Annotated in this window: 12 protein-coding genes; 5 read left to right on the forward strand and 7 right to left on the reverse strand. The window is 64.6% G+C overall.

Annotation, left to right across the window (positions count from 1 at the left end; genetic code table 11):
- The first annotated feature begins 3 nt into the window (after positions 1-3).
- Together ACS7SF_RS10505 and ACS7SF_RS10510 are read left to right on the forward strand one after the other, a co-directional pair.
- Entirely contained in the window at positions 4-3156 is a 3153-nt protein-coding gene (locus ACS7SF_RS10505) for an efflux RND transporter permease subunit (protein ID WP_439889732.1), read from the forward strand.
- A gap of 2 nt (positions 3157-3158) precedes the next feature.
- Positions 3159-4700, forward strand: coding sequence for an efflux transporter outer membrane subunit (locus ACS7SF_RS10510; RefSeq protein ID WP_439889733.1), 1542 nt, complete (start codon positions 3159-3161; stop codon positions 4698-4700).
- 31 nt (positions 4701-4731) lie between these two features.
- Here the strand turns inward: ACS7SF_RS10510 and ACS7SF_RS10515 are convergent, their stop codons facing one another.
- Positions 4732-5817 carry a DNA topoisomerase IB gene (locus tag ACS7SF_RS10515; RefSeq protein ID WP_439889734.1) on the reverse strand — a complete coding sequence of 362 codons (1086 nt, stop codon included), beginning with the start codon at positions 5815-5817 and terminating at the stop codon, positions 4732-4734.
- A gap of 225 nt (positions 5818-6042) precedes the next feature.
- On the opposite strand from ACS7SF_RS10515, the gene rpsU reads away from it, so the two are divergent.
- Positions 6043-6255 (forward strand): 30S ribosomal protein S21, encoded by a 213-nt coding sequence (gene rpsU / locus ACS7SF_RS10520; protein WP_003262970.1) that lies wholly within the window; start codon positions 6043-6045, stop codon positions 6253-6255.
- A gap of 434 nt (positions 6256-6689) precedes the next feature.
- Positions 6690-6941 carry a hypothetical protein gene (locus ACS7SF_RS10525; protein ID WP_439889735.1) on the forward strand — a complete coding sequence of 84 codons (252 nt, stop codon included), beginning with the start codon at positions 6690-6692 and terminating at the stop codon, positions 6939-6941.
- Between the two features lie 24 nt (positions 6942-6965).
- On the opposite strand, the gene ACS7SF_RS10530 is transcribed toward ACS7SF_RS10525, so the two are convergent.
- From ACS7SF_RS10530 to mnmE, 6 genes are all read right to left on the reverse strand, one after another.
- Positions 6966-7820 carry a metallophosphoesterase gene (locus ACS7SF_RS10530; RefSeq protein ID WP_439889736.1) on the reverse strand — a complete coding sequence of 285 codons (855 nt, stop codon included), beginning with the start codon at positions 7818-7820 and terminating at the stop codon, positions 6966-6968.
- 177 nt (positions 7821-7997) lie between these two features.
- Positions 7998-8345: a low molecular weight protein tyrosine phosphatase family protein gene (locus tag ACS7SF_RS10535; protein ID WP_439889737.1), complete on the reverse strand. Its 348-nt coding sequence runs from the start codon at positions 8343-8345 to the stop codon at positions 7998-8000.
- 4 nt (positions 8346-8349) lie between these two features.
- Entirely contained in the window at positions 8350-8745 is a 396-nt protein-coding gene (locus ACS7SF_RS10540) for an NUDIX hydrolase (RefSeq protein WP_439889738.1), read from the reverse strand.
- Positions 8746-8766: 21 nt separating this feature from the next.
- Positions 8767-9393: a hypothetical protein gene (locus ACS7SF_RS10545; protein ID WP_439889739.1), complete on the reverse strand. Its 627-nt coding sequence runs from the start codon at positions 9391-9393 to the stop codon at positions 8767-8769.
- A 230-nt stretch (positions 9394-9623) separates the two neighbouring features.
- Positions 9624-9950, reverse strand: a complete 327-nt coding sequence (locus ACS7SF_RS10550; protein WP_439889740.1) for an EthD family reductase — start codon at positions 9948-9950, stop codon at positions 9624-9626.
- A gap of 200 nt (positions 9951-10150) precedes the next feature.
- Positions 10151-11596 carry a tRNA uridine-5-carboxymethylaminomethyl(34) synthesis GTPase MnmE gene (gene mnmE / locus ACS7SF_RS10555; protein WP_439889741.1) on the reverse strand — a complete coding sequence of 482 codons (1446 nt, stop codon included), beginning with the start codon at positions 11594-11596 and terminating at the stop codon, positions 10151-10153.
- Between the two features lie 59 nt (positions 11597-11655).
- Here mnmE and ACS7SF_RS10560 point away from each other — a divergent pair, with 59 nt between their 5' ends.
- Positions 11656-12054, forward strand: coding sequence for a VOC family protein (locus ACS7SF_RS10560; protein ID WP_439889742.1), 399 nt, complete (start codon positions 11656-11658; stop codon positions 12052-12054).
- Positions 12055-12089 lie beyond the last annotated feature (35 nt).

Consider the following 12089-nt stretch of genomic DNA (forward strand, 5'->3'; position numbering starts at 1 on the left):
CGCATGGCAAAGTTTTTCATCGATCGCCCAGTCTTTGCCTGGGTGCTCGCGCTGTTCATCATCCTGGCTGGGGCGATTTCGATCACCCAACTGCCGATCTCGCAGTACCCGACCATTGCGCCGCCGTCGGTCATCATCACGGCAACGTATCCGGGTGCGAACGCGAAGACGCTGGACGAATCCGTCACCAGCATCATCGAGCAGGAAATGAACGGCGCGGACGGCCTGCTCTACATGGAGTCGGTCAGCCAGGGCGGTAACGGCCAGGCCACCATCACCGTGACGTTCAAGGCCGGTACGGACCCTGCGCTGGCGCAGGTGGACGTGCAGAACCGCTTGAAGCGCGTGGAAGCGCGTCTGCCTTCGCAGGTGACACAGCAAGGCGTGCAGGTCGACAAGGCCCGCTCGAACTTCCTGCTGTTCGCCACGCTGGCTTCCACCGACGGCAAGATGGACCCGGTGGCGCTGGGCGACTACATCTCGCGCAACGTGCTCAACGAAATCAAGCGCGTGCCGGGTGTGGGTCAAGCGGTGCTGTTCGGTACGGAACGCGCCATGCGCGTCTGGATCGATCCGGCCAAGCTGGTTGGCTACAAGCTGACCCCGACCGACGTCTACAACGCCATCCGCGCGCAGAACGCGCTGGTCTCGGCCGGTACGATCGGCGATCTGCCGTCCGTCTCCGACCAGCCGCTCGCGGCAACGGTCGTGGTGGAAGGCCAGCTCACGACCACAGCGCAGTTCGGCAACATTGTGCTGGTGTCCAAGCCCGACGGCTCGCTGGTGCGCGTGAAGGATGTGGCGCGCCTGGAGCTGGGCGGCCAGACCTACTCGACATCTGCCCGCATCAACGGCCAGCCGATCTCAGCCATTGGTGTGCAGCTTTCGCCCACGGGTAATGCGCTGGGCACGGCCAAGGCCGTGAAGGCCAAGCTGGAAGAACTGTCGAAGTACTTCCCGGCGGGCGTGGAATACAAGGTGCCGTACGACACCTCGAAGTTCGTCCAGATCTCGATCGAAGAAGTGGTCAAGACGCTGTTCGAGGCCATGGTGCTGGTGTTCCTGGTGATGCTGCTGTTCCTGCAGAACATCCGCTACACGCTGGTACCGTCGATCGTGGTGCCGATCTCGCTGCTGGGCGCGTTTGCCGTGATGAACGCGTTGGGCTTCTCGATCAATGTGCTGACGATGTTCGGCCTCGTGCTGGCGATCGGTATCCTGGTTGACGATGCCATCGTGGTGGTCGAAAACGTCGAGCGGATCATGAGCGAGGAGGGCTTGCCCCCGCGCGAAGCGACCCGCAAGGCCATGGGCCAGATCACGGGCGCCATCATCGGGATTACGCTGGTGCTGATGGCCGTGTTCATCCCGATGGCCTTCTTCTCGGGTTCGGTGGGCGCGATCTATCGCCAGTTCTCGCTGTCGATGGTGTCGTCGATCTTCTTCTCGGCACTCATGGCGTTGACGCTGACGCCGGCACTGTGCTCGACGCTGCTCAAGCCGATCGAGAAGGGTTCGCATCACGAGAAGACGGGCTTCTTCGGCTGGTTCAACCGCATGTTCTCGAGCACCACGAACCGCTATCAAAGCTTCGTGGAGCGCATGCTGAAGAAGACCTTCCGCTACATGGTCATCTACGTAGCGCTGATCGCGGCGGTGGTGCTCCTGTTCATGCGCCTGCCGTCTTCGTTCCTGCCGACCGAAGACCAGGGCTACATCGTGACCAACATCCAGTTGCCGCCGGGTGCATCGGCCAACCGCACGTTGGAAGTGATCAAGCAGGTCGAGAACTACTACAAGCAGGAAAAGGCCGTCGAGAACATCGTGGCTGTGCAGGGCTTCAGCTTCTCGGGCAACGGGCCGAACGCCGGTATCGTGTTCACCCCGTTCAAGGACTGGAGCGAGCGTAAGGGCAAGGATCAAACCGCCGATGCGGTGGCCGGCCGTGCCTTCGGTGCGCTGTTCGGTGGCATTCGTGATGCGATCGTGTTCCCGCTGAACCCGCCGCCGATTCCGGAACTGGGTAACGCCACCGGCTTTACCTTCCGCCTACAGGATCGTGGTGGCCTTGGGCATGACGCCCTGATCGCGGCCCGCAATCAACTGATGGGGATGGCGTCGCAAAGCAAGATCATCACGGGCATGCGCCCGGAAGGTCTGGAAGATTCGCCGCAGTACCAGGTGGATATCGACCGCGAGAAGGCCAATGCGCTGGGTGTGTCGTTCACCGACATCAATGCCGTGCTGTCGACGGCGCTGGGTTCGGCGTATGCGAACGACTTCCCGAACTACGGCCGTCAGCAACGCGTGATTGTGCAAGCGGACAAGATCAACCGCATGCAGCCCGAAGACATCATGAACCTGTACGTGCGCAACGGGCAGGGCAACATGGTGCCGATGTCGACGTTCGCGAAGGGCCATTGGATCGTCGGCCCGGTGCAGCTCGTGCGCTACAACGGCTATCCGGCGGTTCGCCTGTCGGGTGCGGCCGCGCCGGGTGCCAGCTCGGGTGACGCCATGGCCGAGATGGAACGCCTGGCCGCCAAGCTGCCGGCAGGTATCGGCTACGAGTGGACGGGTCAGTCGCTGCAGGAAAAGGCCTCCGGCTCGCAGGCGCCGGCGCTGTATGCGCTGTCGCTGCTGGCGGTGTTCCTGGTGCTGGCGGCGTTGTATGAAAGCTGGTCGATCCCGGCGGCGGTGATTCTGGTGGTGCCGCTGGGCGTGCTCGGCGCGCTGCTGGGCGTGACGCTGCGCGCGATGCCCGATGACGTGTACTTCAAGGTCGGCCTGATTGCGGTGGTGGGTCTATCCGCCAAGAACGCGATTCTGATCATCGAATTCGCGAAGGACTTGCAGGCGCAAGGCAAGGGCCTCATCGAGGCCACGCTGGAAGCCGTGCACCTGCGGTTCCGCCCGATCATCATGACGTCGTTCGCGTTCATCCTGGGTGTGCTGCCGCTGGCGATTGCCACGGGTGCCAGCTCCGCCAGCCAGCGCGCCATCGGTACCGGCGTGATGGGCGGGATGATTACCGCGACGGTGCTGGCCGTGGTGCTGGTGCCTGTGTTCTTCGTGGTGGTCCGCCGCATCTTCAAGGGCAGCGAGCGTCAACGCCGCCTGGATGCCGCACATCGCCCGCTGGACGAGGAAATCTGAACATGCAGAACAAGATGACTTTCAGAACCCCCGCGCTGTTGCCGGCGCTCTTGCTGGCGGCCGGCGTGTTGTCCGGCTGCTCGATGGCGCCGACTTACGAGCGCCCGGATGCGCCGGTCACGAGTACGTATCCGCAGGCACCGGCCGGCTATGCCGTGCCGGCTGACAGCGCGAAGCCGGGCGAAAACGCACCCCGTGCCGTCGACCTCGGCTGGCGCGAGTTCTTCCCCGACGCGCGCTTGCAGAAGCTGATCGGCCTGGCGCTGGAGAACAACCGCGATCTGCGCGTGGCCATGCTCAACGTCGAGGCCGCACGTGCGCAGTATCGCCTGCAGGTCGCCGACCTGCTGCCGCCGGTCAACGCATCGGCCACGTACACGCGCAGCCATACGCCGCCGTCGATCTCGCAAACCGGCGGTGACATCTACACCAAGCAGTACCAACTGGGCGTTGGCATCAGCAACTACCAGGTCAACCTGTTCAGCGTGGGCGATGTCACGCAATCGGCGCGCGCCAGCTACCTGGCCACCGATGAAGGCCGCCGCGCCGCGCAGATCAGCCTGATCTCGCAAGTCGCCAAGGCCTATCTGAACGAGCGCGCCTACGCCGAGCAGCTTGAACTGGCCCAGCAGACCCTGAAGGGCCGCGAGGACTACTACAAGCTCGCCAAGCAACGCTTTGACGTGGGTGCCTCGTCGGCGCTAGATCTGCGTCAGACCGAGACGCTGGTGGAATCGGTGCGTGTGTCGGTGGCACAGCTCACACGCCAGTACGCCCAGGCGACCAACGCCCTGGTGCTGCTGGTGGGTGCGCCGCTGCCGGCTGATCTGCCGCCGCCGACCACGGTGTCGTCGGAGAAGATCGTGGCGGACATTCCGCCGGGTCTGCCGTCAGACTTGCTGGAACAGCGCCCTGACATCCGCCAGGCCGAGCAGCAGCTGATCGCTCGCAACGCCAACATCGGTGTGGCACGTGCGGCGTTCTTCCCGAGCATCGGGCTGACGTCGAATGTGGGCACGGCCAGCACGGCGCTGCATGATCTGTTCAAGAGCGGTACAGGTTTGTGGTCGTTCGTGCCGAACCTGATGCTGCCGATCTTCAACTGGGGCACCAACATCTTCAATCTGGACCTGACCAAGGCCAACCAGAAGATCGCGGTCGCCAACTACGAGAAGACGATCCAGACGGCCTTCCGCGAAGTGTCTGACGCCCTGGTGGCGCGCGGCACGCTGGAAGAGCAGGTGGCTGCGCAGAAGCGCTTCCGCGATGCCACGGCGGATCGCCTGACGTTGTCGGATCAGCGCTACCGCAACGGCGTGTCAAGTTTCCTCGACGTGCTCGACGCGCAGCGCGATCTGTTCAGCGCCGACCAGTCCCTGGTGCAGACGCGCTTGGCTCGCCTGACCAACGCCATCGATCTGTACACGGCGCTGGGCGGCGGCATGCAGGAGCGCAGCACCACGGTGGCCGCGCAGCAGGCCCAGCCGACGGCTGCACCGGGCGTTGCGCCCGCCACGCCGGACATGACGCCGCAGAGCAAATAAGCGCGCGTTTGCGGTACCCGGAGCCCGCCACTCAGGCGGGCTTTTTTTCGCCCGCGTTCTGCGCTGCGCGTTCGAGAAAGCGCAGCAAGGCAGCCTCCTCGCGCCGCAGTCCCTTGCGCGCTCGGGCGGGCGGCAGCGCAATCAACTCGCCTGCCAGGAACGCGTCGATCACCGCGGGGTGTACATAGCACTTGCGGCAGACCGCCGGCGTGTTGCCCAAGCGCTGGGCGACCGCGGCAATCGCTTCCACCACCTGCCGGCGTGCTTCGGTCGCGCTGCTCGACGTGCGACCGCGCAGCAGATCCAGCGCCAGCACGCTGCCGGCCCAGGTGCGGTAGTCCTTGGCCGTGAAATCCGCCCCGGTGATCGTTTGCAAGTACGCATTCACATCGGTGGAATCGACCGCGCGTCGCTCCCCGGTTTCGTCGATGTACTGGAACAGCTCCTGCCCCGGCAGATCCACGCAGCGCCGAATAATGCGCGCCAGGCGCGGGTCCGACACCGACACGTCGTGCTCCACCCCGCTCTTGCCGCGAAAGTGAAATCGCACTGTATTGCCGCGCACCTCCACGTGCCGATTGCGCAGCGTCGTCAGGCCGTACGAGCGGTTCTCGCGTGCATACGCGGCGTTACCCACGCGCACGAGCGTCACGTCGAGCAGATAGACCACGGTCGCCAGCATCTTCTCGCGCGAGAGGCCTGGCGCCGCCAACTGCGCGGTGATGGCCTCCCGCACACGCGGCAGCACCGCGCCAAAAGCGAGCAGCCGGCCGTACTTGTCGGCATCGCGAAAGGCGCGCCAGTCCGGGTGATACCGATACTGCTTGCGCCCGCGTGCATCCCGCCCCGTGGCCTGGAGGTGGCCGCTGGCGTGCGGGCAAATCCACACGTCGGTGTACGCGGGCGGAATCGCCAGCTTGTTGATGCGCGCGATGACAGCCGGATCGCGGATGCGCTCGCCATGTGTATCGAAATAGACGAAACGCCCACGTAACCGGCGGCGGGTGTAGCCGGGACGCGTGTCGTCTACGTAGCGCAGCGCCTCGGGCAGCACATCAAGGGCGGCGGGTAGGCAGGCGGCGGCGGGCGCAGGGGCGGGTTCGGGAGCGCGTTCCACGGCGGAAGTCCAAGGGATATGCCGGCCCAGAGCAAGCGATGTTCCTCAGCCCTCCAACGTCGCATCAAGGCCACGCCGCGGCGTAGAAAAGTGACAGAGAATGCGCTTTTCGCCGCGGCAACCAATGGTCTTGCATCGGTAAACCAATTCAACTACACTGCACGCCCTCTGGGCGGTATATAATCCGCTGTTTCGCCGTCCACCCGAATACTAGCAAGGGACCCGATGACCACCATCCGCCTGAAAGAAAACGAGCCGGTCGAAGTCGCGCTGCGCCGCTTCCGCCGTGAAATCGAGCGCACCGGCCTGATCAAGGAACTGCGCGCCCGTACCGCCTACGAAAAGCCGACGACCGAGCGCAAGCGCAAGAAGGCTGCTGCCGTGTCGCGTACGCGTAAACGCCTGCGCTCGCAAATGCTGCCGAAGAAGCTCTACTAAGATCGCGCGATTGTTCCGGTAGCACCAACTGGGTGCTGCCGTTGGCGGTAGAAGTGAGTCGGTTCCTGTCAATCGATCTCCGTTCCGCCGAGCTTGGCTTGTTGCGCCGTTCAGGCGCACCCGGAAGCCCTTTCCGGATTCAGCCAACGCTCCACTCTCCGATACAGAAGCTAGCAAGACGTGGCTGATGGCCTGAGTGCCATTCTCCGCTGCTTCGGCGCGCCTGCGTGCGCCCTCTCTGTAGCAAACGACTTCCGCCAGCGGTGATCGACCGGCTGGCTGTTGGCGTTTGCCGTCCAGGCTAGGCCTTCCCTGCCCCGCGCGCTGCCATCGACGCCAATCACACGCGTCGTCGCCCTCTCTTTACGCCATTTTGATGGGCGTTGCCCTACGCTGCAGGTACCTCTACTGCTGCCGCATCGCGCCTTCCCATCATGCCAATCGATTCCAAGGACTACTGGTTCCCCGCCAAGCGGTATGGCTGGGGATGGGGTTTGCCTGCGCGCTGGCAGGGCTGGGTGGTGCTGGCCATCTACGCTGTGCTGCTGGCGGCGGGCATCGCCGGGCTGCACCCGGGGCGTTCGTCGACGGGTTTCGTGTTGTACGTCGCAGGCTTGAGCGTGTTGCTGATACTGGTGTGCTGGTGGAAGGGCGAGCCGCCGCGCTGGCGGTGGGGAAAGGGCTGACTGAGCCCTTCCCCGGTCCTCGTGCTAAGGCGCGGCATGCACGGTGTACAGATGCACCTCGGATGGCGAAAACAACCGGATTGGCACATCGCTCATGCCGACTCCCCGGCTGGTGAGTAGCTGACCGCCGTCTGGCAGCGCAAAGAAGCCGCTGGCGAATTGCGGATCGCCCGAGCCTGAGGGCAGCACGATGGGGCGTCCGTCTGGGCGCGCGATCTGTCCGCCGTGCGTATGTCCGCAGAACGCCAGATCGAACGGGTGGGCCGTTACGTGCCGCAGCCCCAGCGGCGAATGCATGAGCAGTAACCGACGTGGCCCGGCATCAGCAAATGTCCGGTCGGCATCCGGGTGCCCGACGCCGGGCTCATCGAGCCCGCAGACGTGGAGTGCGTCGTAGGGCGCGGGCAGGCGCACCGCCTCGTTGACCAGCATCCGCACGCCAGCGGCTTCCATCTGCGTCCGGATGAACCCCTCATCTACCCACAGATCGTGATTGCCGAAGACGCCGAACTTGCCTGCGGGGGCGTCCACCTCGCGCAGGCGTGCCGCGAGCCCTGTGATGTGACGGTGATGCAGCGAGATGAAGTCGCCGCCGAGCAGCAGGAGGTGCGGCGCGAAGGCTGCGATCGCATCGCGCACGGCGTCCAGCAAGCGTGGGTCGGTGAGCGGGCCAGCGTGAAAGTCGGAGGCGAACGCGATTTTCAGCGGCTGCGCCCATGACGCGCCCAGAGGCAGCATGACGTCGCGGCGATCGACGTGTAGTCGACCTTGTAGCCGCAGCGCATGTGCGATGCGGGCGGCCCAGCCGTTTGCATAGAAGAACGCCTCGGCAGATTCGCCTGCTTTGCGCCACCAGGTGTAGTACCGGCCTCGGCCCATGGTTGGAGATGGAACGAAAAGGATGCGAGCGGACTGCCGATGGGGCGCTTGCGCTCATAAAACACGCCGCGCCTGTCCACCGCCAGAATGGCCAGATTATCGACTCCGCCACCGGAGTCCGCCATGTTGTGCAAGATCTGACGGGCGTGACCGAAGACCGCGTCTCGCGCTGGTGGCCTATCGGCGCCGCTCGACGTGCTGCGCCACTTTCAAGTGCGGGCCGGCGCGCCGCTCTAGCAGCGTAACGAGCTCCGGCTGCATGAACGCATAGTCATCGGGAATATCGAGGTACACGATACGCTTGCCGCGCAGTTGCTGGCTGAACCGTTGAGTCAGGCGGCGCTGGTGGCTGCGCTCCATCACGAAAATGATGTCGGCCCAGTCGAGCTGCTCGGCATCAAGCGGTACGTCAGCGTCCGGGGCGAGGCCCGACGAGTCCGTCTCCACACCCGGCCACTGCGCGAACACGGTCTCCGCCGTGGGGCTGCGTAGCCGGTTGCGGCTACAGATAAACAGGGCGTTCATGGTGTCAGGTGCTGCGGGATGCGGCCGCGATCGACGCATGGTATCCCGCCGGCAGGTTGTCCGGGAGCGCATCTGGCAGGAACAGCCCCAGCCGCTTGTGCTCATGACTGAGCACCGGCTCGAACGCGCTGATCAGCGTGCAGCGATATGTGGCAATAAACACATGCTTGCCTGGCACGACCTCGAACAGGTACGTATCGAGTGGTGCGCCGACCTGCACGGCCAGGTGCAACTCTTCCGCAATCTCGCGGGCAAGGCATTCGGTGGACGATTCACCCAGCTCGATACGGCCGCCCGGCAGCTCCCACTCTTCGCGTTCGTTGAGCAGCAGGACGACCTCGCCGCCAGGCGCGCGCAGAACGCCTTTGACGGAGACAGGATAGGTGGGCATGGAAGGCATGGCGATCAGCGGTTGCGTCGATTAGGGGCCATCCGCCACGTTGGCGGTGCCGCTGGACGTGCCCAGATGCAGCTCCTGATCGAAGGCGCGGTTCACGTCGCAGTATTGCGCGCGTGCTTGCTGCGACTTTTGCCAGCGGAACGACAGCTTCGGATAACCCGGTGTGCCGTCGGTGTTCTCCGTCAGCACGTAGTAGTCGAAACGTACGTTGGCATCGGCGGCATAGCTGGTGCCGGCTTCACGGTTGGCGAGGATGAGTATGGCGGGCTTGCCGCCTTGCGCGAGCATGAGCCGGAAGTCGTGAAGCAGACAGTCGGCGCCGCCGCTGGCTGTGATGTGCAACTGCTCCTGCTCGCCATTGCCGCCACGCTCACCGCGGCGGAATACCGGTACGAGGCTCCAGGGCTGCGCGCGGCCCGCCGCGCCATCGCGCACAAAGAAGGTCACCACATCAAAGCCGTGCGCGTTGAAGTTCTCGCGCCACGCGCGCACGGCGATCGCGTCGTAGCCGCGCAGCTTCAGCGCGTTGACCCCGTTGTGCACGGGCATCAGCGTGTAGCCGGCTTGCGCGGCAGCAGAGCCCGAGAGGCCGAGCAACGTTAGGCCCAGAACGATGTTGTTGTTCAAGCGGTTGCGGTACTTGCGCACCGGTTTCTCCGTGGGTGAATGGGTTGGGTTTTGCAGCTCAGATTTGCGCCAGCAAGCGAGGCACCTCGTCGAGAGCGCCTGGTGTCTGCCGCTTTGATGAGGTGCTGGCTGCCTATGGCTATCTGCAGTCAGGGGCAGCACGTCGGCAAGATGACGGTTCGGGTGGGCGTGTGAGGGGGGGGCTGTTACGCCATGCGCGGATGTGGTGCTTGGCGATATCCGAGCCTTGGTCAGATTTCCGAGCGCTCCACTACCACCTCACTGATTTGCAGCACGGGTTGGATATCCGTGTAGTTGGCTACGTCTCCCACGATCTCCTGCGCATGCGGGGCGCGGGCTGTCTCGAACGCTTCGACAGAAGTGCAGATGAGGTCGGCCTTGGCCACGTAAACAGGGTCAGTTCCCGGAGCGCCACCTGCGACGCCCTTGTCCACTGTGTAGTACAGGCATGCATCGCCGAGTCGATGTTTCACCATCGGCAGATGCTTCTCGCTGTAGTAGGTGTGATCGAATCGCGCGCCTGGGGCGTACGGGTACATGACACTGACTTTGATCATTGATTGCCCTGTTGCTGCACGTTAATTGAGACGCCGCCGCATGCGACGACGACATCGAAGTCTCCGACATAGGGCGTGATCAGGGGTTCTTTCAGAATCGGCGTACTCATTTTCCCGACTATCAGTACCCGGTGAGTCTTCACGGTGCCCCTCTTAAAACAACGGCTTGTCGAACAATTCTGGGTGACCTTGGTAGCCAATTATTTTCCAATGCAGAACCGACTGAAGATCACCCCCAGCAAGTCATCACTCGAAAACGCCCCCGTAATGCTGTTCAACGCCTCCTGCGCCAGCCGCAGTTCCTCGGCAAACAGGTCCAGCGATTGCGCTTGCTGATCCGCATGCTCGGCCGCGAGCGCCAGGTGTTCCTTGGCCGCGCGCAAGGCAGCAAGATGGCGCTCACGTGCCAGGTACAAGCCCTCGCCGCCGCCCTGCCAGCCGGCAATCTCCAGCAAGGCCGCGCGCAGCAACTCAACGCCCACACCGTCGCGCGCCGACAGCCAGACTTCGGGCGGCTCGGTGTCCACGCGGCCCGCGACGCCCACACTCGTCAGATCGATCTTGTTGACGACGCGCAGCGTCGGCACGCCCGCCGGTACGTGACTGGCAATACGCGCGTCGATGGCGGCGTCTTCGGCCGATAGTCCGTTGGCGCGATAGTCCGCCGCATCGAGCAGATGCAGCACCACGTCCGCACGCGCGATGGCGGCCCAGGTGCGTTCGATGCCGATGCGTTCCACCTCATCTTCCGTATCGCGCAGGCCGGCCGTATCGACAATGTTCAGCGGGATGCCTTCGATCTGGATGGTCTGCTGCACCTTGTCGCGCGTGGTGCCGGCGATGGGTGTGACGATGGCCAGTTCCGCGCCGGCCAGCGCATTGAGCAGCGACGACTTGCCCACGTTCGGTTGCCCGGCCAACACCACATGCAGCCCCTCGCGCAGCAGCGCCCCCTGGCGCGCCTGCGCCAGCACGCCATCCACGGCCGAGCGAATGCCAGCCAACTGGCCACGCGCGTCGGACGCTTCCAGAAAATCGATCTCTTCCTCAGGAAAATCCAGCGTCGCTTCCACCAGCATGCGCAGATGGATCACGCGCTCGACCAGCGCATGCACCGCCTGCGAGAAGGCGCCATCGAGCGAGCGCGCCGCTGAGCGCGCGGCGGCTTCGGTGCTGGCTTCGATCAAATCCGCCACGGCTTCGGCCTGCGCCAGATCCATCTTGTCATTCAGAAACGCGCGGCGTGTGAACTCGCCGGGTTCGGCCACGCGCAGGCCGATGTCGCGGCCGGCCGCCAGGCAGCGCTGCAGCAGCAGTTGCATCACGACCGGGCCGCCGTGGCCCTGCAGCTCGAGCACGTCTTCGCCCGTGTACGAATGCGGCGCCGGAAACCACAGCGCGATGCCGCGATCGATGGCGTTTCCGTCGGCATCGAGAAAGGGCAGATACGTCGCCTGACGCGGCGTCAGCAGACGGCCGCAGACGGCCTGCATGACGGCGCGCACATCGGGGCCCGACACGCGCACCACGCCAATGCCGCCACGCCCCGGCGCGGTCGCAATCGCCGCGATGGGGAGGGTGCGGATGGGCGCGCGCGAGGCGTCGGCAGTGTTCGGCAAGGTCGTGGGGTGGTCAGCGGCGGTCATGGGCGGTATTGTGCGGCAGCCGCGCCGTTGCGCGCCAGTTTCCCACCAAGGAGATTCGGATGATTGATCACACCGGCGTTGTCGTCAGCGACTTCGACGCCAGCAAGCGGTTCTACGAGCAGGCGCTGGGCGCCATCGGTCTCGTCAAGGTATTGGAGTTTTCGGCGGCCGTGACGGGCCACACCGATGTGGCCGGCTTCGGCCCGCCGGGCAAGGCGGAGTTCTGGATTTCGGCCGCGATGGCTGGGCAGACGCCGAACAAGCCGCCGCTGCATGTGGCGTTTCGCGTCGAGTCGCGTGCCGAGGTGGAGGCATTCCACGCTGCGGCCCTGGCAGCCGGTGGCGCTGACAATGGCGCGCCCGGCCTGCGTGCGCACTACGACCCGAGCTATTACGGTGCCTTTGTGCGCGATCCGGATGGCCACAACATCGAGGCGGTTTGCCACACACCGGCTTGAAGCACGTGAAGCAGGTATGAAAAAAGGGCACCCGA

The organism is Ralstonia sp. 25C (assembly GCF_051904805.1).
GTDB lineage: Bacteria > Pseudomonadota > Gammaproteobacteria > Burkholderiales > Burkholderiaceae > Ralstonia.